General features: G+C 62.8%; 19 protein-coding genes and 1 tRNA gene. 15 read left to right on the forward strand and 5 right to left on the reverse strand.

All coding sequences use genetic code 11. From position 1 onward, the window contains the following. Positions 1–173 precede the first annotated feature (173 nt). Both gap and tkt read right to left on the reverse strand, forming a co-directional pair. Positions 174–1,184, reverse strand: a complete 1,011-nt coding sequence (gene gap / locus FJW04_RS04905; RefSeq protein WP_015315369.1) for a type I glyceraldehyde-3-phosphate dehydrogenase — start codon at positions 1,182–1,184, stop codon at positions 174–176. 213 nt (positions 1,185–1,397) lie between these two features. After that, entirely contained in the window at positions 1,398–3,389 is a 1,992-nt protein-coding gene (gene tkt / locus FJW04_RS04910) for a transketolase (protein ID WP_140712693.1), read from the reverse strand. A gap of 261 nt (positions 3,390–3,650) precedes the next feature. On the opposite strand from tkt, the gene FJW04_RS04915 reads away from it, so the two are divergent. The 4 genes from FJW04_RS04915 to FJW04_RS04930 all read left to right on the forward strand — a co-directional run bounded on the left by FJW04_RS04915 (position 3,651) and on the right by FJW04_RS04930 (position 6,187). Then, positions 3,651–3,923 (forward strand): DUF4164 domain-containing protein, encoded by a 273-nt coding sequence (locus tag FJW04_RS04915; protein ID WP_015315371.1) that lies wholly within the window; start codon positions 3,651–3,653, stop codon positions 3,921–3,923. Between the two features lie 11 nt (positions 3,924–3,934). Continuing rightward, positions 3,935–4,300, forward strand: coding sequence for a cell division protein ZapA (locus FJW04_RS04920; RefSeq protein ID WP_015315372.1), 366 nt, complete (start codon positions 3,935–3,937; stop codon positions 4,298–4,300). Between the two features lie 209 nt (positions 4,301–4,509). After that, positions 4,510–5,169, forward strand: a complete 660-nt coding sequence (locus tag FJW04_RS04925) for a peroxiredoxin (RefSeq protein ID WP_015315373.1) — start codon at positions 4,510–4,512, stop codon at positions 5,167–5,169. A 145-nt stretch (positions 5,170–5,314) separates the two neighbouring features. After that, on the forward strand, positions 5,315–6,187 hold the full coding sequence (locus FJW04_RS04930) for an MBL fold metallo-hydrolase (RefSeq protein ID WP_140712695.1): 873 nt from the start codon (positions 5,315–5,317) through the stop codon (positions 6,185–6,187). 85 nt (positions 6,188–6,272) lie between these two features. Here FJW04_RS04930 and rpoH read toward each other — a convergent pair whose 3' ends face one another. Together rpoH and FJW04_RS04940 are read right to left on the reverse strand one after the other, a co-directional pair. After that, positions 6,273–7,184 carry an RNA polymerase sigma factor RpoH gene (rpoH, locus tag FJW04_RS04935; RefSeq protein WP_015315375.1) on the reverse strand — a complete coding sequence of 304 codons (912 nt, stop codon included), beginning with the start codon at positions 7,182–7,184 and terminating at the stop codon, positions 6,273–6,275. A gap of 190 nt (positions 7,185–7,374) precedes the next feature. Next, positions 7,375–8,430, reverse strand: a complete 1,056-nt coding sequence (locus tag FJW04_RS04940) for an RluA family pseudouridine synthase (protein WP_140616706.1) — start codon at positions 8,428–8,430, stop codon at positions 7,375–7,377. 26 nt (positions 8,431–8,456) lie between these two features. Between FJW04_RS04940 and FJW04_RS04945 the strand changes: the two genes are divergently transcribed. The 4 genes from FJW04_RS04945 (at position 8,457) to FJW04_RS04960 (ending at position 10,608) form a co-directional block, all read left to right on the forward strand. Continuing rightward, a complete protein-coding gene (locus FJW04_RS04945) occupies positions 8,457–8,840 on the forward strand; it encodes a fimbrial protein (protein WP_140616707.1) in 384 nt (127 codons plus the stop codon). Positions 8,841–8,876: 36 nt separating this feature from the next. Next, positions 8,877–9,284: a VOC family protein gene (locus tag FJW04_RS04950; protein WP_140712697.1), complete on the forward strand. Its 408-nt coding sequence runs from the start codon at positions 8,877–8,879 to the stop codon at positions 9,282–9,284. A gap of 89 nt (positions 9,285–9,373) precedes the next feature. Further along, positions 9,374–9,448, forward strand: a tRNA-Glu gene (locus tag FJW04_RS04955). A gap of 794 nt (positions 9,449–10,242) precedes the next feature. Then, complete coding sequence (locus FJW04_RS04960) at positions 10,243–10,608, forward strand: hypothetical protein (RefSeq protein ID WP_140712699.1); 366 nt, start codon at positions 10,243–10,245, stop codon at positions 10,606–10,608. A 101-nt stretch (positions 10,609–10,709) separates the two neighbouring features. Here the strand turns inward: FJW04_RS04960 and FJW04_RS04965 are convergent, their stop codons facing one another. After that, on the reverse strand, positions 10,710–10,925 hold the full coding sequence (locus FJW04_RS04965) for a hypothetical protein (RefSeq protein ID WP_140712701.1): 216 nt from the start codon (positions 10,923–10,925) through the stop codon (positions 10,710–10,712). A 273-nt stretch (positions 10,926–11,198) separates the two neighbouring features. Here FJW04_RS04965 and FJW04_RS04970 point away from each other — a divergent pair, with 273 nt between their 5' ends. The 7 genes from FJW04_RS04970 to phoU all read left to right on the forward strand — a co-directional run bounded on the left by FJW04_RS04970 (position 11,199) and on the right by phoU (position 21,620). Beyond that, positions 11,199–11,435: a hypothetical protein gene (locus FJW04_RS04970; RefSeq protein ID WP_140712703.1), complete on the forward strand. Its 237-nt coding sequence runs from the start codon at positions 11,199–11,201 to the stop codon at positions 11,433–11,435. Positions 11,436–12,044: 609 nt separating this feature from the next. Then, positions 12,045–16,595 (forward strand): PAS domain-containing protein, encoded by a 4,551-nt coding sequence (locus tag FJW04_RS04980; RefSeq protein ID WP_181172883.1) that lies wholly within the window; start codon positions 12,045–12,047, stop codon positions 16,593–16,595. A 531-nt stretch (positions 16,596–17,126) separates the two neighbouring features. Next, the gene (gene pstS / locus FJW04_RS04985) at positions 17,127–18,182 is read left to right on the forward strand and encodes a phosphate ABC transporter substrate-binding protein PstS (protein ID WP_140712707.1); all 1,056 of its coding nucleotides are present in this window, start codon (positions 17,127–17,129) and stop codon (positions 18,180–18,182) included. Positions 18,183–18,248: 66 nt separating this feature from the next. Continuing rightward, entirely contained in the window at positions 18,249–19,232 is a 984-nt protein-coding gene (gene pstC, locus FJW04_RS04990; RefSeq protein WP_140712709.1) for a phosphate ABC transporter permease subunit PstC, read from the forward strand. A 3-nt stretch (positions 19,233–19,235) separates the two neighbouring features. Next, the gene (pstA, locus tag FJW04_RS04995; RefSeq protein WP_015315385.1) at positions 19,236–20,087 is read left to right on the forward strand and encodes a phosphate ABC transporter permease PstA; all 852 of its coding nucleotides are present in this window, start codon (positions 19,236–19,238) and stop codon (positions 20,085–20,087) included. Further along, positions 20,084–20,887 (forward strand): phosphate ABC transporter ATP-binding protein PstB, encoded by an 804-nt coding sequence (pstB, locus tag FJW04_RS05000; RefSeq protein WP_140509733.1) that lies wholly within the window; start codon positions 20,084–20,086, stop codon positions 20,885–20,887. The genes pstA and pstB overlap by 4 nt, the downstream gene beginning before the upstream one ends. Positions 20,888–20,912: 25 nt before the next feature. Continuing rightward, positions 20,913–21,620 carry a phosphate signaling complex protein PhoU gene (gene phoU, locus FJW04_RS05005; protein WP_015315387.1) on the forward strand — a complete coding sequence of 236 codons (708 nt, stop codon included), beginning with the start codon at positions 20,913–20,915 and terminating at the stop codon, positions 21,618–21,620. Positions 21,621–21,626 lie beyond the last annotated feature (6 nt).

Consider the following 21,626-nt stretch of genomic DNA (forward strand, 5'->3'; position numbering starts at 1 on the left):
CTCGAATTCCTCTGCCTCCTGGCTTCACGGCAGAGTGGGGCGAAGGCGTGACCAGTGCAAGGCGGGAGGGTGGTTTTTTGCCCGGCGCCGCCGATTTTCGCGTTGCTGCTCCGGCAAATGAAAACGCCCGGACGAGGCCGGGCGTTTCGAGTGTCGGGAAGATCGATCTTCGATCAGGCGATGGTCTTGCCGAAAGCGACCGCGGTGTCGCCCATGCGGTTGGAAAAGCCCCATTCATTGTCGTACCAGGACAGCACCGAAACGAAGTTGCCGTCCATCACCTTGGTCTGGTCGAGCGCCATGATCGAGGAGCGCGGATCGTGGTTGAAGTCGATCGACACGTTCGGGTGATGGGTGACGCCGAGGATGCCCTTCAGCTTGCCGTTGGAGGCGGCGATGACCGCCTCGTTGATTTCCTGCACCGTCGTCGAGCGCTTGGCGATGAACTTGAAGTCGACGACCGAGACGTTCGGCGTCGGCACGCGGATCGAGATGCCGTCGAGCTTGCCCTTGAGGTCGGGCAGGACGAGGCCGATCGCCTTGGCGGCACCGGTCGAGGTCGGGATCTGCGACAGGGCGGCGGCGCGGGCGCGGTAGAGATCCTTGTGCATGGTGTCCAGCGTCGGCTGGTCGCCCGTGTAGGAATGGATCGTCGTCATCATTCCCTTTTCGATGCCGACCGTCTCATGCAGGACGGCCGCCAGCGGCGCCAGGCAGTTGGTGGTGCAGGACGCATTCGAGATGACGATGTGGTCCTTGGTCAGCTTGTCGTGGTTGATGCCGTAGACGACGGTCAAGTCAGCGCCGTCGGCGGGCGCCGAGACCAGCACGCGCTTGGCGCCGGCGGTCAGGTGCGCGGCGGCCTTGTCGCGGGCGGTGAAGATGCCGGTGCATTCGAGCGCAATGTCGATGCCGAGTTCCTTCCACGGCAGCTGCGTCGGATCCTTGATCGCGGTGACCTTGAACTTCTCCTTGCCGACGCTGATCTGGTCGCCGTCGACCGACACTTCATGCGGAAAGCGGCCGTGCACGCTGTCAAAGCGCAGCAGGTGGGCGTTGGTCTCGACCGGACCGAGATCGTTGACGGCGACGACATCGATATCCTTGCGGCCGGACTCATGGATGGCGCGCAGGATGTTGCGGCCGATGCGGCCAAATCCGTTGATGGCAACTCTGACAGTCATTTTTCTCTCCCGGGGAGCTGGAGGGCAGACGATTGATCCGCAGCTTCATAGCGGCGGACGGGCAAAGAATCCAGCCGCAGCGGGCTGGATTTAAATCGATTAGGTTGGGCCAGCCTGGCAAAACCGCATTTCACGCGATCTCGCCGGGTATTTTGTTTCGTGCATGTCGTTATCTCAAGACCGCGACACACTTTTGGGCGACATGCCCGGGCCTCATCCGCCGTGCAGGCGGGCTTCCGCCGCCTTGGCGGCCGCCTCGGCGGTGATGCCGAAATGCGGATAAAGCTGTTCGATCGTACCGCTCGCACCGAAGCCGGTCATGCCGATGAAGATGCCGTCCGAGCCGATGAGATGATCCCAGCCCTGGCGGATGCCGGCCTCGATCGCCATCTTGATCGGTGCGTCGCCGATCGTCTTCTTGCGATAGGCGTCGGTCTGCTTGTCGAACAGTTCGAAGCAAGGCACCGAGACGACACGGGTCGGATGGCCATGTTTTTCCAGAAGGTCGCGTGCGCCAAGCGCGATCTCGACCTCGGAACCGGTGGCGAAGATCGTCACCGCGGCTTGGCCGCTGGCGGCGGCGAGTTCATAGGCCCCCTGGCTGCTCAGGTTCTTTTCGGTGAACTCGGTGCGCACCGTCGGCAGGTTCTGGCGGGTCAGCGCCAGGGTCGACGGCGTCTTTTCGGATTCGAGCGCGATCTGCCAGCATTCGGCGGTTTCCACCGCGTCGGCCGGACGGAACACATTTTGGTTGGGAATGGCGCGCAGGGCCGCCATGTGCTCGACCGGCTGGTGGGTCGGCCCGTCTTCGCCCAGACCGATGGAATCATGGGTCATGACGAAGATCGAGCGGATGCCCATCAGCGAGGCAAGCCGCATCGAGGGGCGGGCGTAGTCGGAGAAGCACAGGAAGGTGCCGCCATAGGCGATAAGGCCGCCATGCAGCGTCAGGCCGTTGATCGCGGCAGCCATGCCGTGTTCGCGGATGCCGTAATGGACATAGCGCTGGCCGTAATCGTCCGGCGTGATGTTCTTGGTCTGGCTGGTCTTGGTGTTATTGGAGCCGGTCAGGTCGGCCGAGCCGCCGATGGTTTCCGGCACCGCGCCATTGATGACTTCCAGCGCCATTTCCGACGATTTGCGGGTCGCGACCTTCGGCTTGTCGGCTGAAAGCTTCTTCTTGTAGTCGGCGATGACGGCGTCGAAATTCGCCGGCAGCTTGCCACTGGTGCGGCGCTCGAACTCGGCCTTCAGCTTTGGATCGGCCTTGGCCAGGCGGCCTTCCCAGTCCGTGCGCGCCTTGACGCCGGCCTTGCCGGCGGAGCGCCAGGCATCGAGAATGTCGGCCGGGATCTCGAAGGGCGGCGAGTCCCAGTTGAAGAACTTGCGCGCGCCAGCGATCTCATCTGGGCCGAGCGGCGAGCCGTGCGCCTTGTTGGTGCCGGCCTTGGTCGGGGCACCGAAGCCGATGGTCGTCTTGCAGGCGATCATCGTCGGCTTGTCGGAATGGCGGGCGGCCTCGATGGCATAGGCGATCGCTTCCGGATCGGTGCCGTCGATGTGGCTGGCGTTCCAGCCGGAGGCCTGGAAGCGCGCGACCTGGTCGGTGTTGTCGGCGAGCGACACCGGACCGTCGATCGAGATGTTGTTGTTGTCCCAGAAGACAATCAGCTTGTTGAGCTTGAGGTGACCGGCAAGGGCGATGGCTTCCTGGGAAACACCTTCCATCAGGCAGCCGTCGCCGGCCAGCACATAGGTGTAGTGGTCGACAAGGTCGTTGCCGAAGGCGGCGTTCATGATGCGCTCGCCGAGCGCGAAGCCGACCGAATTGGCGAGGCCCTGGCCGAGCGGGCCGGTCGTGGTCTCGATGCCGGTGGCGTGGCCATATTCGGGATGGCCGGCGGTTTTCGAGCCCAACTGGCGGAAGTGCTTGATCTGGTCGATGGTCATGTCTTCGTAGCCGGTCAGGTGCAGCAACGAATAGAGCAGCATCGAACCATGGCCCGCCGACAGGATGAAGCGGTCACGGTCGGCCCAATGCGGGGCCTTGGGATCGTATTTCAGGAAGCGGGTGAACAGCACCGTGGCAATGTCGGCGCAGCCCATGGGCAGGCCGGGATGGCCGGAATTCGCCTTCTCGACGGCATCCATGGAGAGAAAACGGATCGCATTGGCCATCCGGTCATGTTGTTCACGCGACGTCATGGTACCTCCAGGGTGGGGGTTTGGGGGCTTGGGAGAGCCCTTGAAAAGGGTGCGCGACACATAGCAGGCGCGGGCTTTTAGTCAACAAATCGGGTGCAGATTTGCCGGTCTTGTGATGTCGGCGGTGGACCTACTTTAGCGTTAGCGGGGGACAGTCGCGAGAGCTTTATTGACGTTGCCTTCACCCGGTGCCTAATGTTTCCGGGATAACGCGTTCTGAACGCGAACGATTCGGTGATGGGCAGGGCACAGGACGAAGCCATGACCGGGGAAACCACGCTCAAGGAAGTGATCGCCAGGCTGAGCAAGGCCATCGAAGGGCTGGAAAACGCCGTCGCGGCCAAGCTCGAGCATGAACGCGACTATTCGGAAGCCGAGGCCGAAGTACAGCGGATGAATGCCGACCGCTCGCGGTTGGCGCAGGAACTCGACAATTCCGAAGCGCGCGCCGAACGGCTGGAAGACGCCAACAAGGAAGTGTCGCGACGGCTGGTGACCGCGATGGAAACCATCCGCGCCGTGTTGGACAGATAGGAGCTGGCCCGATGGCACAGGTCACGGTTTCAATCGACGGCAAGCAGTACCGCATGGCCTGCGACGAGGGTCAGGAAGAGCATCTGATCGATCTCGCCGAGCGTTTCGACCGCTATGTCTCGCACCTGAAGGATTCCTTCGGCGAGATCGGCGACCAGCGGCTGACCGTCATGGCCGGCATCATGGTGATGGACGAGCTTTCCGAGCTGCAGAAGCGCGTCAAGGGCATGGAAAGCGAAGTGCTGACCTTGCGCAAGACGCGCGACGAGGCGTTGACCAAGGCCGACAAGAGCGACAGCGTGCTGACCAGCGCGCTCGGCGCCCTGGCGCAGCGCATGGAAGATTTGTCGGCGACGCTGGCAATCAACAAGGCCTGAGGCGTCTTTGCCGATTCCTGCCGCTTGTCTCATGCCCGATACCACGACGTATTTTTGGCCTGATCCCGCGCGTGGGGAAAAATTTTTGCCCATCGAGTGAATGGCCGTCATCTCCAGCGTTTAATCAATCGCGCTGCGGTGCTACGATCAGGTGCCGGGCGCCGGGCGGCGAAGATACCGGCCACATTCACAAGGGGTAGGGATAGGTCATGAGTCTTCGTATCAACGATATCGCGCCGGACTTCACCGCCGAGACCACGCAGGGAGCCATCAAATTCCATGACTGGATCGGCGACGGCTGGGCGATCCTGTTCAGCCATCCGAAGAATTTCACGCCGGTCTGCACGACCGAGCTTGGCACGATGGCGGGGCTCGAGGGCGAGTTCAAGAAGCGCAACGTCAAGATCATCGGCATTTCGGTCGACCCGGTCGAAAGCCACGGCAAATGGCAGGACGACATCAAGACGGCGACCGGCCATTCGGTGCATTACCCGCTGATCGGCGACAAGGACCTCAAGGTCGCCAAGCTTTATGACATGCTGCCAGGCGGCGCCGGCGAAACTTCGGAAGGCCGCACACCCGCCGACAACGCCACCGTGCGCTCGGTCTACGTCATCGGGCCGGACAAGAAGATCAAGCTTGTGCTGACCTACCCGATGACCACGGGGCGCAACTTCGACGAGATCCTGCGGGCGGTCGATTCCATGCAGCTCACCGCCAAGCATCAGGTGGCGACGCCGGCGAACTGGAAGCAAGGTGAGGACGTCATCATCACCGCCGCCGTTTCCAACGAGGATGCGATCAAGCGCTTCGGCGCCTACGAGACCATCCTGCCCTATCTCCGGAAGACCAAGCAGCCCTCCGCCTGAGCCAGAACGCCGGAATGGTTTCCGGCGTTTTCCGCTCCTGCGACCCAAGTCATGCTTGACTGGTTCGTCGGGGCGGACAACCATGCTCACGGTGGGTTCCGGCGGAGAAAATCGTTCCTGCCGGCTAGGTCTGGGGAAGCCGGACGTGCAGATAACTTTGGCGAAGCCGCTGGTCAGCGGTTTTTATGACAAGCCGACCGGGGCCATCCAGTATGTCGTCGCAGACCCGGCGACGAAGCGATGCGCCATTATCGATCCGATCCTCGACTTCGATGAGAAATCCGGCGCGACGAGTACGAAGAGCGCGGATGGCTTGCTCGATTTCATTGGGGAAAACGGGCTGGAGCTCGAGTGGATCCTCGATACCCATCCCCACGCCGACCATTTCTCGGCGGCGCATTACCTGAAACAGAGGACCGGAGCGCCGATGGCCATCGGCGACAGGGTCGTCGACGTCCAGGCACTGTGGAAGGTGATCTATAACTGGCCGGACTTTCGGGCTGACGGCTCACAGTGGGACAGGCTGTTCGCCGAGGGCGAGACCTTCCGGATCGGAACCCTTCCGGTCGGGGTGCTGTTCTCGCCTGGACATACATTGGCATCGATCACCTATGTGATCGGCGACGGCGCCTTCATCCACGACACCCTGTTCATGCCCGACAGCGGCACGGCAAGGACGGATTTTCCCGGTGGAAGCGCCGCGCGGTTGTGGCGCTCGATCCAGGGCATCCTGGCCTTGCCGGAGGAAACCCGGCTGTTCGTCGGCCATGATTACCAGGCCGGCGGGCGCGAACCGATGTGGGAAAGCACGGTCGCGGCGCAGAAGGCGACCAACATCCATCTTGTCGCCGCGCGTACAGAGGCCGAGTTCGTCGCGCTACGCGAGGCGCGCGATCGCACATTGCCGATGCCGCGGCTGATCCTGCATGCGCTGCAGGTCAACATCAATGGGGGGCGGCTGCCGGAGCCGGAAGCCAATGGCCGGCGCTACCTCAAATTTCCGCTGGATTCGCTTTGAGGCAACCGTGGCTCCTGCTGCGGCGTACAAAAAAGCGGCGCCAGTTTCCTGACGCCGCCCTGCTATTTCTAGGCCGAAGCCGGCTTTAAGCCGCCGGCTGTGCCTCGATGGTGCGTAGCGCCTGCATCTGGCGCTTGGCGGCGGCCTTGACCGCATCCTGCACCTTCTCGAAGGCGCGCACCTCGATCTGCCGCACGCGCTCACGGCTGATGTCGAACTCAGCCGACAGTTCCTCGAGCGTCAGCGGCTCCTCGGCGAGGCGGCGTGCCTCGAAGATGCGCCGCTCGCGATCGTTGAGCACGGCGAGAGCGCCCGACAGCATGCCGCGCCGGTTTTCCAGCTCGTCCTGCTCGATCAGCATCTCTTCCTGGCTTTCGTGGTCGTCGACCAGCCAGTCCTGCCATTCGCCGGACTCGCCTTCCGTCGCCCGGATCGGCGCGTTGAGTGACGCGTCGCCGGACAGACGGCGGTTCATCGACACCACTTCGGCCTCGGAGACGTTCAGCCGCGTGGCGATCTCGGCGATCTGGTCGGGCTTGAGGTCGCCATCGTCCAGCGCCTGGATCTTGCCCTTCACCTTGCGGAGATTGAAGAACAGACGCTTCTGGTTGGCGGTCGTGCCCATCTTGACCAAGCTCCACGAGCGCAGGATGTATTCCTGGATCGAGGCCTTGATCCACCACATGGCGTAGGTGGCGAGGCGGAAACCGCGCTCGGGTTCGAATTTCTTGACGGCCTGCATGAGGCCGACATTGCCTTCCGAGATCACTTCGCCGATCGGCAGGCCATAGCCGCGATAGCCCATGGCGATCTTGGCGACGAGCCTCAAATGGCTGGTGACGAGCTTGTGCGCGGCCGTGGTGTCTTCATGCTCGGCGTAACGCTTGGCGAGCATGTATTCTTCCTGCGGCTGAAGCATGGGAAAGCGGCGGATTTCTTCCAGATAGCGGCTGAGGCCGCCTTCACCGGAAACGATACTGGGTAATGACTGGGCCATGATAGCGCCCCCTCTCTATTGGAGTGATGCCCCCGAAACGCGGCAGGCATGTGACGCGAACACCAAAAGGCTCGCTCGCGACAACAGATCTTATACAGGAACAAAACCAGAAAAGACAGGCATTTGTTCAACACGAAACAGTGTGTCACGCTGAAGTGAACAATGCCACTCAGGTTTTTTGATGGCAGGTTCAGAGCTTGCGAAAGCCGCCGACGAGTTCCTCCATGTCCCCCGGTAACGGCGCCTCGAACCTCATCGTTAGATGGGTAGTCGGGTGCCGAAATGCAAGGAGCCATGCATGCAAAGCTTGCCGGGAAAATGCCTCGACCTGGCGTTTCAGCGGTTCGGGCAGCCGATTGGCCTTGGTGCGGAAGGCTAGCCCGTAGTCCGGGTCGCCAATCACGGGATGGCCGATATGGGCCATGTGGACGCGGATCTGGTGGGTGCGACCGGTTTCCAGCCGGCATTCGACGAGGCTAGCGGCAGCGAATTCCCGCTGGCCCTCGCCGAAACGCTCCTGCACGGCAAAACGGGTGACGGCGTGGCGTGCGTCGTCGCGGCCTTCCGGCACCACGGCGCGGCGAACCCGGTCGGAGGCGCGGCCAAGCGGTGCATCGATCGTGCCGGTCGGCCTCTGCGGTATGCCCCAGACCAGCGCCAGGTAGGCGCGCTCGAGATCGCCGGTCAGGCCGTGGTCGGCGAACGCCTCCGACAGAGCCTTGTGGGCACGGTCGGTCTTGGCGACCACCATGACGCCGCTGGTCTCCTTGTCGAGGCGATGGACGATGCCCGGGCGGCGCACCCCGCCAATGCCTGACAGGCTGTCGCCGCAATGATGAATCAGCGCATTGACCAGCGTGCCGGTCCAGTTGCCGGCGCCGGGGTGCACGACGAGCCCCGCCGGCTTGTTGATGACGATCAACTCGTCGTCTTCGTAGAGCACGTCGAGCGCAATGTTCTCGCCCTGCGGCTGCGCCGGCTCCGGTTCCGGCATGGCTACGGACACATTTTCGCCCGCGCGCATCTTGCGCTTGGTTTCGTCGACCGGCTTGCCGTCGATGACGACGGCGCCTTGCCTGATCAGCATCTGCACGCGACTGCGTGACATGTCCGGGCCAAGGGCTGCCGCCAGCCACTGATCGAGCCGTTGGCCGGCCGCATCCGCGCCGGCGACCAGCAAGGTGGGCGCGGCCTCTATCAACAGGTCCTCTATCAATTCGGGGGCCTCTTCGCTATGAGCGCTCATCGAAAAACCATTCCGGAATGTTTGCCATGGCCCGGCCCGATGCCGATGAAGAGCAGGAAAAACCGCTCGCCCCCGAAGTCGACAAGCTGCGCGGCAAGCTCATCCGCTTCATGGCCATCAATCTCGGCCTGCTCTTTCTGGCTCTTATGGTGGTGATCGCGGCGATTGTCTACAAATCACGCAAGGCAACGCCGGTGAGCCCGCCGCTGGCCGGCGACGTCCAGGTGCCCGCTGGCGAACCGCTCAGCGGGGACATCGTTCTGCCGGTTGGCGCCAGGGTGGTCGGTCAGTCACTGTCGGGCAGCCGCCTTTCGATCGACGCCGAGCTTGCCGACGGCAGCCGTGCGATCTTCGTCTACGATATCGCCGAGCGCCGCCTGATCGGCCGTTTTGCGATCCGCAACAAATAGGCCGGCGCCAATGCGGCAAACACATTTGCCACCGACATGACCGGGTTTGCCGAACACCGTCGTGTCGCGACCGTGGCGCTGGTCGTCGCCAGCTATGACGAGGCGATCGCCTGGTATGTCGAGCGGCTGGGTTTTACGCTGACGGAGGATGTCGATCTCGGCGGCGGCAAACGCTGGGTCACGGTCGCGCCGGCCGACGGGCAGGGCGCCAGGCTGTTGCTGGCCGAGGCGTCCGACGAGACGCAGAGGAAAAGCATCGGCAACCAGACCGGCGGCCGGGTTTTTCTCTTCCTCGAAACCGACGATTTTGCCGGCGACCATGCAGCGATGCTGGACAAGGGCGTCGAATTCCGCGAGGCGCCGCGTCACGAAGCCTATGGCACGGTGGCGGTTTTCGCCGATCTGCATGGCAATCTGTGGGACCTGATCCAGCCGAAACGGTAACGCGGGGCGGCTTTTCATTCGATGCGGCAAAGCCGCCGAACCCCAGTTGCTTTTTCCCGGCCGTCAGCCTATATCGCCCCTTCTTGAGCGCGCCCATCGTCTAGCGGTCAGGACACCGCCCTCTCACGGCGGGAACAGGGGTTCGATTCCCCTTGGGCGTACCAGGCAACGGTCCTGTCGTTGACCTCCAGACAATCCTGCAGTTTCGGACCCGTCCCGCATGGGCTCCGCATACATCGAAAGAGCACGCAAAGCCTGCGAGAGCCCGGGCTTCCCATACCCCGAATCCACCCAATTTAAGTCAAGCCGCGACGCTTGAAAGCACTGCGATCCCTGATACTTGCGGTGCGGGAATAGCTTTCGCGGCAACGCGGGTTTCGGGTCGGGTAGAGTTTGGAATGGCCTCTGTTGGGACGACATGCACGCACTGCCATGGCGGTGGAAAGGTTTTCGACTGCTCGAGATGGCGTACCTCAAAAGGGTATTGCTGCCCGCACGGGACACATCAAAGCGGTTGCCCGGGAAAGACCATGATATGCGCAGTGTGCCGGGCTTGGAACGATACCAGAAACCGAGTTCAGGGCCGTCGCGTAGGCCGTCATATCGCGACAATCATGGAGTTCGCGGCCATCTATTCCTAGCCTTGCGGGTGGGGACGGCAGGCAGGTTAAGGTTTGGTTTACCAATAGCCTGTCTACTGGGGACAATTCGCTTTCAGCCTGCGACCACGGATGTACTGGCGCAGTTGTCGAGGCGGAAAGGAAAGGTCGGCTCCGTGCCGGCCTTTTTGCTTTTTCGGGCTACATGGCTCGCATCGGCCAGGCGCCAGGGCGGCTTCGCAGTCGGCTTTCTTCGAACAACTTTTTGGCAAGGGATATTGTCATTGCCCATGTCGGCTCTACCATCGATCACAGCAGTCCGGCGGGTTGCCGGATCGTCGTGACGATGAGGGCTTGCGATGAAACGTGCTGCAAAACTGGCGATTGCGGGTGTGATGTCGGCAGGTGTCGTATATGCATCGGCCGCAACGCTCAACAGTATGGACGATGTCGGGACCGCGATCCAGTCCTGCTGGACACCGCCTGCCGGTGCCGGAGATTCGACTGTAACCCTGAGTTTCAGTTTCAAGCGCGACGGCACTCTGATAGGGCCGCCGCGACCAACCGCCGCCAAGGTGGCTGGCGACGACAAGGCACGTAAGGCGTTCATCGATGCGGCAATAGCGGCGGTGAAGAATTGCACGCCGCTGAGTTTATCGCCGGCGCTGTCGCAAGGGATTGCCGGCAACGTGTTCACGCAGCAATTCGTTTCGCCCAAGCAATAGCGGTAGCGCCCAAAGAACGCCTGCCATGGAGCGGGCATCGGCACGGGTGTTCGTCGAACCGGAGAACCGGGTCGGGTGTCGTTTCCCCCGATCGCCGCAGATCAATGGCTCAGGCGCCGTGCTTCGGCATGCCGTGCCAGATCCGGGGTCTCGAAGACGTAGTCGCTCCAGGCCGATTCCGGAATCTGCCCGGCCAGATAGCACTCCAGCAACAGGTTTTGCTCGGGGTTGAGCGGCCGTGGGGCACGCCCGTGATCCAGCCCGAGGGAGTAAAAAAGGCTTCTTGTCAGCTCCGATACGGTGAAATGCATCGACATCGCGCGTTCTCCTTTGCGCCTCAACGCAGCAGTACGGGCAAAGGTTTCAGTGCCGGACACCGGTAACGCCTGATTGATCGCAGGCTCGACGCATCGGCCTGCCGACGGCCGCCCAGCTCCAGTCGATCGAGGCCGGCCAGTGGACGGTGCGTGTGGTCGGCCCCGCCTTTTTCCCGGCTGAATGACCCACGAGTGTTCTCGCGGGAACGGCCGTCTTCGGAACAGGGGCCCGCTTCCCGGCGTTGTGGTCGATATCAGGCAGGGAGGAGCGCCATGGCCACGTTCAGGGAAATGCGGGTACTGGAGATCGTCGAAGACGGCTCCCTGACTACCGACCAGAAGATCGGCGAATTGCGCAAGATCGAATCCGAGGCGCGCGGGCTGCAACGGGCGGCGTCGGAGAGCCCGATGGGCGACGATGACGGCTGGCAGGACGATCTGCGCCAGGTTCGGCTTGCTCTCGACAAGCTCGGCGCCAAGGAACCGAGGAAGGGCGCGGCAACGCTATAGAGCCGAACCGTTCCAAAGCACGTCGCGTCGAAGCGGATTCAGGCGCCGCGCTTTAGGTCTTTGTTTTTATGCTTAGTCGCAAACCATGCGAACTCTTTGGCCGGGAGCGCTTACGTTCCTGCATGCCAATTGTTTTTCGGGGCCCGATGACGGAGGAGAGGGCGGTGACGCCCTGGTCTGAGACCGTCTGTGAGGCGCAGGCTTAACGACCCTGCCCTCGTAAAACCGCCCGGGAGGCTGGGGTGGACCCGGAAAGGCGCTGTTGTCGACCTGCGGCTGGTAGTCGACATTGGGCGGCGGCCGGTCCCAGATCCGCCTGGCGTCGAGCGGCCGCGGAATAACCACCGTGCCGTCATAGCTGCGAGAGCAGCCGCCGCCGAAAAGCAGCGCCACGCCCAGCAAGAAAGGCCCTATCCGTCCGTACATTAGCAACACCCCTGTGCATGCTTATAGCGCGGCCTTGCTCCGCGCCACAACCGGACGGAATAACGCAGCAGGAACAGGCCGGTTGCGCCGTTAAGGTTAGCGGATCGTTAATGCTTCTGCGGCACATTCCGCCGACGGACCGCGGAGGGAGGGTTCGGCCTTGATTTTCGGGGTGGGGACAGCATGGCGGAATCGGACGAAGCAATCGGCGTGCGCGGCAAGCGCAAGCCCGGCAAGGCAGCCGCGCATGGCGGCGATGGGCCATCCGGCGTCGACATGGATTGCGCCGACGCGCTGCGCCAACTCGTCGAAGCGGGCTCGGACTGGATTTGGGAAACCGACGCGGAATTGCGCTTTTCCTGGCTTTCCCAAGATTACCAGGCGGCAACCGGTATCGATCCGGCAATGGTGCTTGGCCGGTTCCGCTTCGATTTTCTCAACCAGGTCCTGAAGGGCAACCGCGGTGCGGCGGCGCATCTGGAGGATTTGCAGGCGCACCGGCCGTTCCGCGACTTCGTCTACGAACTGAAGGGGGGCCGCCCCGACTGCCGCTGGGTGCTGACGTCAGGCTTCCCGCGTTTCGACAGCGAAGGAAAATTCGTCGGCTATCGCGGCCTGGGCCGCAACGTCACCGCGCTGGCCAGCGCCTTCGAGGCCATGCAGCCGGCGGCTGGCGGCGATGCCGTCCAGCATCTCGCCGATCTCGAGCGGACGATGGATGCCATGCATATGGGCGTCGTGCTTCTGGACGCCAGGCTCGATACGCTCATCGTCAACAAGGCCTACCGCGATCTCTCCAGGATTCCGGACGGGGCCGTGACGGTAGGCGCGCCGTTCAGCCTGCTGATGGAACTCAATCGCCGCAACGGCATCTATGGCGACATCGACGAAGAGCAATGGCAGCGCTACCTCGCCACGCGCATCGAAGAGATCAAGGCCGGCACCGTCGCACCTCGGGAGTTTGCCCACACCGACGGGCGCACCATGATGTTCTCCGTCACGGCTCTGTCGGGAGGCAAACGCCTGCTGACCTACTATGAGGTCACCGAGGTCAAGCGGCGGGACGCCGAAATCGAGAATGCCAACGCCAAGATAGCCGAGACTTTCGCCAATCTCCGCACCATGGTCGATCAGATGCCGATCGGTGTTCTTGTCCTCGATGCCGACATGCGTGCCGAGGTCATCAACCGCGCCTTTTACGATTTCTGGCAGATCGACGCCCGGCGCGCCGAGACCGGCTGCAGCTTCCTCGATCTGATGGAAGCCAGCCGCGACATCGACCCGTATGGTTCGGACGACGCGACATGGCACCGGCATGTCGCCGAACGCGAGGCTGAAATCAGAGCCGGCACAGCTGGAGCGAGGCAGTTCCCGCGCAATGACGGCAGGACGCTGATCTCGTCGATGGCGCCGCTGGCCGGCGGCAAGCGGTTCATTTCCTATGTCGATGTCACCGACATGAAGGATCGCGAGGCCGAACTTGCCGAAGCGCTGGAAAAGGCGCGGCTGGCGGAAGCAGTAATCAACGGGGTCAAGGATCCGATCTTCGTCAAGGACGACAATCTGCGCTTCGTCTTCGTCAACGAGGCCTTCGCGGCGCTGTTCAAGCAGGCGCCGCAGGCCATGCTTGGCAGGCCGGGAAGCGATTTCCTCGGGCCGGACGAGGTCGCGCTGTTCGAAAGCAGCGAACGCGAGGTGCTGGCCGGCGGACAGCAATACGAAGTGGAAGAAAGCTTCGAAGCCGGCGGTGCCAGCCGTTCGCGTATCGTCAGGAAGAACCGCGTCCGCATGGCAAGCGGCCGCGACTATGTCGCCGGCTTTCTGTTCGACATCTCCGACATGAAGCGGCGCGAGACCGAAGCCGAAGATGCGCGCAAGCATCTCGCCAGCGTGCTGGAATCGCTGCCGGCGGGGGTCATCATCTACGACCGCGACGACAAGTTCGTCTTCGCCAACCATAGGCTGCAGGATACGTTGCCGGCGCTGAAGCCCTTCTGGCAGCCCGGCCGCACCTTCCGCGAAGCGCTGGAGTTCGGGCATTCGGTGGGTTATTTCCGTTCGAGTGGCGATCCTGGGATCGACAGCCTGTACGAAGGCGATTCCGAACGCTGGCTTGACGGCATCCTGGCGCGTTACCGTCTGCCGAATTCCTCCTATGAGCGCCTCAATGCCGATGGCCGCTGGTACCAGGTCTACGACATGCGCACAGGCGACGGCACGTTCATCGGGGTGCGCGTCGACATCACCGACCTCAAGAGCCGCGAGGCGGCGCTTCATGATTCGATGCGCCAGATCGATCTCTTCCGCCATGTCATGGACGAGTTGCCGGTAGCCGCCTTCATCAAGGCGCAGGACCTGAGCATCGAATTCGTCAACAAGGCCTGGTGCGCGCTGACGGGTCTCGCCAAGGACGACGTCATCGGCCGGACCGACCGTCAGCTGTTCAACGGCGAGGAAGCGGAGGGCTTCAGCCAGGACGATACCGATGTCGTGACGAACGGCAATGTGCGCGAGGTCGAGGAGCCCGTCACCCATCGTGACGGAACGGTGCGGCAGTTGATGACGCGCAAGAGCCGCCTGGTGGCCACGGACGGATCGGTGCATCTGGTCGGCTCCAGCACCGACATCACCGACGTCAAGGCGCGCGAGCAAGCTCTGGAAGAGAGCATGCGCGAGAACGAGGTGTTCCGCAGCCTGATCGACAACGTGCCGGTGTCGATCTACGCCAAGCGCTCCGATCTCAGGCAATTCTATGTCAACAAGGGCTGGTGCGATCTCACCGGCTTCAGCAAGCAGGAGGCGATCGGCAAGACCGACGTCGAGATCTTCGGACCGGACGGCGAGGCCTTCGTGGCCAGCGATCTCGCCGTGCTGCGTACAGGCGAAACCCAGGAGATCGAGGAGACAGTGCGCCTTCCAGACGGCAGCGTCAGGCATCAGTTCGCCCGCAAGGGCGCAATGATCGCCTCCGACGGTTCGCTCTACCTGATCGGTTCGACCACCGATATCACGGAACTCAAGCAGCGCGAGGCGGAGCTCAGCGAGGCGCGCAGGCGCGCCGTGCTCGCCGACCGCGCCAAGTCGGAGTTCCTCGCCAATATGAGCCACGAGATCCGCACGCCGATGAACGGCGTACTGGGCATGGCTGAACTCCTGGCCAAATCCAATCTCGATCCGAAGCAGAAGACATTCACCGACATCATCGTCAAATCGGGCAACGCGCTCTTGACCATCATCAACGACATCCTGGATTTCTCCAAGATCGATGCCGGCCAGCTGGTGCTCGACCCGGCGCCCTTCAATCTCGCCGAGGCGATCGAGGACGTGGCGACGCTGGTGTCGACACGGGCCAAGGAAAAGGATCTCGAGCTCATCGTGCGCATCGAGCCGCGGCTCGAAAGCCTGTTCATCGGCGATGTCGGCCGCATCCGGCAAATCGTCACCAACCTGCTCGGCAATGCGGTGAAGTTCACCGATGAAGGCCACGTGCTGGTCGACGTGACCGGCGAACGGGTTCCGACGGGAACCAGGCTGACGATCTCGGTCACCGATACCGGCATAGGCATCCCCGAGGAAAAACTGAAACTGGTGTTCGAGAAATTCAGCCAGGTCGATACGTCCTCGACAAGGCGCCACGAGGGCACCGGGCTTGGCCTAGCCATTACCTCGCGGCTGGTCGACCTGATGGGCGGCGACATTGGCGTCGAGAGCGCCGAAGGCAAGGGGTCGACCTTCTGGTTCACGGTGACGCTGCCAGGGGCCGGGCAGCAGAGCGGGCAGCGCATCACGCCGGTGGACGTGACGGGCGCACGCGTGCTGATCGTCGACGACAACGCCGTCAACCGCGCCATCCTGACCGAGCAGATGACCTCGTGGACGTTCGATTCCTGCGCGGCCGAAAGCGGCGCCGAAGGTCTCAAGGTGCTGATCGCCGCGGCAGCTTATGGCGTGGCGGTCGACTGCGTCGTGCTCGACTACCAGATGCCTGAAATGAGCGGCGCCGAAATGGCGCGTATCGTGCGCAACACCGAGGGCCTCGCGGACACGCCGATCATCATGCTGACATCGGTCGACCAGTCGCTTGCCAACACCAGCTACCGCGATCTTGGCATCGACGCCCAGCTGATCAAGCCGGCGCGCTCCTCGGTGCTCCTGGAAACGCTAGTCGCGACCATCCAGCGCCATCGCCACGCCACCAGCGGCCACGCCGTTCAACCGCTCGCGGGCGAGGCGCCCGAGGCGTCCCGGCCGCCGCCCCTGGCACCATCCGAGCAGCGCGCACAATTGCAGCCGCCACAGGTTCGCCCCAGGCTGCCCGCGACGGCCGGCGGGCACAGGCTGGATATACTGGTGGCCGAGGACAATGAGGTGAACCAGATGGTGTTCACGCAAATCCTCGGCGAGACCGGCTATGGTTTCGAGATCGTCGGCAATGGCCGCAAGGCGCTCGACGCCTTCGGCACGCTCAATCCGTGCATGATCCTGATGGACGTCTCGATGCCGGAGATGAGCGGTCTCGAAGCGACGGCCGCGATCCGCCTGCTGGAGCAGGAGACCGGCACGCATGTGCCGATCGTCGGCGTCACCGCGCACGCGCTCAAGGGCGACCGCGAGCGCTGCCTGGAGGCGGGCATGGACGACTATCTGCCCAAGCCGATCAGTCCCAGGGCCCTGCTCGAGAAGGTAGAGCGCTGGGTCGGCGCCGGCCGTCAGGTCCACCGCAACGCGGGATAGAGCCCGCGTCGCCTGAATTGCGGGATCCGGCGAGGCAATCAAGGAATCAGCGGGAGATTCGCTGCTGCCGCTGCGTGCAATGACTATGGTGCGATCGCGCCATATCAAAGGCGGCGTCCAGCCGGAACAATAGCGAAATCGAATTCCGCTCTTCTCAGTTACGGGCGGGAGCAGCGACCGCCTGCAAGAAACAGTGTCACTCTACCCCAACGGACCTGTTTTTGGCGATGGCCCGGCCATGACACGCTCTGGCTGCGAGCAACGCGCTCCCGTCCGGATTTTCTTCATTTGGGAAAAGCCTGGTCGAGTCCGTGGTGATTCCAGCCGTCGGACGGCTCAAGCCCCTGATTCCGGCGGCAAACTCGGACCGCGCCGCGAGCGCCCGAGATCAGCGTCTTTCGCGTTGCCGGCAACGCGTTACCGGGCTGACATGAAACTGTCATGCGACTGTTATAATCGAAGGCTATTGGCCTCAGCGGCGCCGGCAAGAAGTGGCGCCGAGAGACCATCTTCCGAACAGGAGCAGGCCACATGAGACATTTCATCCGCTCGGCGGCCGTTGCGATTGCAATGGCTGCGGCGTCCACCCTCACCCTTTCCGCAGCAATGGCAGCTGACCTTTCCGGCGCCGGCTCGACCTTCATCTATCCGGTGTTCGCCAAATGGGCCGACACCTACAAGAAGGATACTGGCATCGGCCTCAACTATCAGTCGATCGGCTCGGGCGGCGGCATCAAGCAGGTCATCGCCAAGACCGTGACCTTCGGCGCCACCGACAAGCCGATGTCCGACGCCGATCTGGAAAAGAACGGCCTCGTGCAGTTCCCGATGGTGATGGGCGGCATCGTGCCGATCGTCAACCTCACGGGCATCAAGCCGGGCGAACTCGTCCTCGACGGCAAGACGCTGGCCCAGATCTATCTCGGCGCGATCACCACCTGGGACGATGCCGCGATCAAGGCCCTGAACCCGGACCTTAAGCTGCCGTCGACCGCTATCGCCGTCGTTCATCGTTCGGACGGCTCGGGCACGACCTTCAACTTCACTGACTACCTCGTGAAGCTCTCGCCCGACTGGAAGGACAAGGTCGGCTCGGATACGGCCGTCGAATGGCCGACCGGCGTCGGCGCCAAGGGCAGCGAAGGCGTTGCCAACACCGTCAAGCAGACCGACGGCGGCATCGGCTATGTCGAATATGCCTATGCCAAGCAGAACAATCTCTCCTACTCCAAGATGCTGAACGCCGCCGGCAAGGTCGTCGAGCCGTCGCTCGAATCCTTCGGCGCGGCTGCTTCGAACGCCGACTTCAAGGGCGCCAAGAACTTCAACGTCATCATCACCAACGAGCGGGGCGACGCCACCTGGCCGATCGCTGCCTCGACCTGGGTGCTGATCCACAAGACCCCGGACGATGCCGCGGCCACCGGCGAAGCGCTCAAGTTCTTTGCCTGGGCCTACAAGGACGGCAAGGAAACCGCCAAGGCGCTCGACTATGTGTCGATCCCCGATAGCGTCGTCGACCTGATCAAGGCTTCGTGGAAGGCCGACATCAAGGCCGACGGCAAGCCCGTCTACGCCGGCGAGTAATATCTTTCTGGAGGAGCGCCGCCCCGCGGCGCTCCTTTTCAATCAACACAAAGAGCCGAGCTTGACATGAGCGCTGCCCACGAAGCCTTGCCAGCCATTCGAGGTTCACGCGACGCCACCGTCAGACGGTTCGCGTTGACCGATTCGATCTTCCATGGGCTGACCCGCGCCGCCGCCATTCTCGTGCTGGTGCTGCTCGGCGGCGTCGCCATCTCGCTGTTCGCCGGTTCCTGGCAGGCACTGTCGACCTTCGGCTTCTCCTTTCTGACCACCGAGAGCTGGAATCCCGTCACCGAGAAATTCGGCGCCCTGGCGCCGATCTATGGCACCATCATCACTTCGGCCATCGCCATTCTGATCGCTGTGCCGCTCGGTATCGGCATCGCCATTTTTCTCACCGAGCTTTGCCCGCGTCCGCTCCGGCGCCCGATCGGCATGGCCGTGGAACTGCTGGCCGGCATCCCCTCGATCATCTACGGCATCTGGGGCCTGTTCGTGCTGGCACCGTTCCTGCAGACGACAGTGCAACCTTTCATCATCAACGTGTTCCACGGCATTCCCGGCCTTAACAGCCTGTTTGCCGGGCCTCCTTATGGCATCGGCCTGCTGACCTCGGCGATGATCCTGGCCATCATGATCCTGCCTTTCATCACCTCGATCACCAAGGATGTGTTCGATACGGTGCCGCCGGTGCTGAAGGAGTCCGCCTACGGCATTGGCTGCACGACCTGGGAGGTAACACGCCGGGTCGTCGTCCCCTACACCCGCATCGGCATCATGGGCGGCGTCATGCTTGCGCTCGGCCGTGCACTCGGTGAAACCATGGCGGTCACCTTCGTCATCGGCAACGCCCACCGGATCAGCGCCTCGCTGTTCGCGCCGGCAACGACGATCTCGGCAACCATCGCCAACGAATTCACCGAAGCCGTCGGCGATCTCTACACCTCCTCGTTGGTGGCGCTCGGTCTGATCCTGTTCGTCATCACCTTCCTCATCCTTGCCATCGCCCGCTACATGCTGATGCGCATCGATGCCCGTACCGGAGTCTGACCGATGTCGACAGCCGCATCGCTTCACCAGAGCCGCAAGCGCAAGAACGGCGTGATGATGACGCTCTGCGTCATCGCCGCCGGCATCGGCCTTGCCTGGCTGGCGCTGATCCTCGGCGCGCTGCTCTATAAGGGCCTGTCGGGCGTTTCGCTCTCAGTGTTCACGGAAATGACCCCGCCGCCCGGTGATGCCGGTGGCCTGCTCAACGCCATCTACGGCAGCATCGTGATGACCATTATCGGCATCGTCGTCGGCACGCCGATCGGCGTGCTGGCCGGCACCTACATGGCCGAATATGGCCGCTTTTCGAAGCTCACCACCGTGGTGCGCTTTATCAACGACATCCTGCTGTCGGCGCCCTCAATCATCATCGGCCTGTTCGTCTACGAATTGATGGTACGGCCGATGGGGCATTTCTCGGCCATCGCCGGTGCCGTGGCACTGGCCATCCTGGTCATTCCCGTCGTGGTGCGTACCACCGAGGACATGCTCAACCTTGTGCCGAACGCTTTGCGCGAGGCCGGCACGGCGATTGGCGCGCCGCGCTGGGTGGTGATCCGTTCGGTGGCCTACCGCGCGGCGATGTCCGGCATCGTCACCGGCATATTGTTGGCCATTGCCCGCATTTCCGGCGAGACGGCGCCGCTACTCTTCACAGCGCTCAACAACCAGTTCTGGTCGAGCAATCTCAATGCGCCGATGGCCAGCCTGCCGGTGACCATCTTCCAGTTCGCTCTCAGCCCTTACGAGGAGTGGCAGCAACTGGCGTGGACCGGCGCACTCATAATCACATTGACGGTTCTCGCGCTCAGCATCTTTGCGCGCAGCCTGACCGGACGCAGAGAGGACAAATGAGCCAGATGTTGTCTCCAGACATGACGATTGCGACAGAGGCAGCCGCCAAGGCGAAGATCGAGGTCAAGAACCTCAATTTCTACTACGGCCAGTCGAAGGCGCTGAAAGACATCACCTTGTCGCTGCCCGAGCGCAGCGTGACGGCCTTCATCGGACCGTCGGGTTGCGGAAAGTCGACGCTGCTGCGCGTCTTCAACCGCATCTACGAGCTCTACCCCAAGCAGACCGCCGAGGGTCAGGTGCTGCTCGACGGCCAGAACGTTCTCGACCGCTCGCAGGACCTCAACCTGTTGCGCACCAAGATCGGCATGGTGTTCCAGAAGCCGACGCCGTTCCCGATGTCGATCTATGAGAATATCGCCTTCGGCGTCAGGCTCTATGAGAAGATCGGCAAGGCCGAGATGGACGGCCGTGTCGAGCAGGCGTTGAAACGCGCCGCGCTGTGGAACGAGGTCAAGGACAAGCTCAACGCCAGCGGCCTCAGCCTGTCGGGCGGCCAGCAGCAGCGGCTTTGCATCGCCCGCACCGTGGCGGTCAAGCCGGAGGTCATCCTGCTCGACGAGCCGGCCTCGGCGCTCGACCCATTGTCGACCGCCAAGATCGAGGAATTGATCGACGAGTTGCAGGCCGACTACACGATCGTCATCGTCACCCACAACATGCAGCAGGCCGCGCGCGTCTCGAAGCAGACGGCTTTCATGTATCTGGGCGAGCTGGTCGAATTCGACAAGACCGAGAAGATCTTCACGTCGCCTCGCGAGAAGCGCACGCAGGACTATATCACCGGCCGCTTCGGCTGATCTCACGCATACGAGGACCAGGATCATGGCCGAACACACAGTCGCAGCCTTCGACGAGGATCTCGGGCAGATCAGCAGGCTGATCAGCGACATGGGCGATCTCGCCGGCACGATGGTCGGCGGCGCCACCAAGGCGCTGCTGAATTCCGACAATGCGCTGGCACAGCGCGTCGTCTCCGACGACGCCATCATGGACGCGCGCCAGCGCGAACTCGATGATCGCGCCATCACCCTAATCGCCAAGCGCCAGCCGATGGCCGACGATCTGCGTCATGTCGTCGGCTCGATCCGCATGGCGGGCGATCTCGAACGCATCGGCGACCTTGCCAAGAACATCGCCAAGCGCGTCGGCTCGGTCGGCCTCACCGCCACGCCGCGCGACTTGTCGCATTCCATCGACTCCATGGCGCAGCTGGTGCTGATCCAGGTGCAGGGCGTCGTCGAGGAATATGCGGCCGGCGATGCCGCCGCCCTCGCCAAGCTCAGGAATGACGACGAACGCATCGACGTCAAATACACTTCGGTCTTCCGCGAACTCCTGACTTACATGATGGAGGATCCCCGCAACATCACGGCTTGCACGCATCTTTTGTTCTGCGCCAAGAATCTCGAACGCATCGGCGACCATGTGACCAACATCGCCGAGAATGCGTATTATGTGCTGACCGGCACGCAACTGCCCGCCAACCGTCCGAAGCAGGACGAGACGGCGATGTCGGTGCCGGCGGCTTGACGGCAG

The organism is Mesorhizobium sp. B2-7-3 (assembly GCF_006440715.1).
Classification (GTDB): Bacteria; Pseudomonadota; Alphaproteobacteria; order Rhizobiales; family Rhizobiaceae; genus Mesorhizobium; species Mesorhizobium australicum.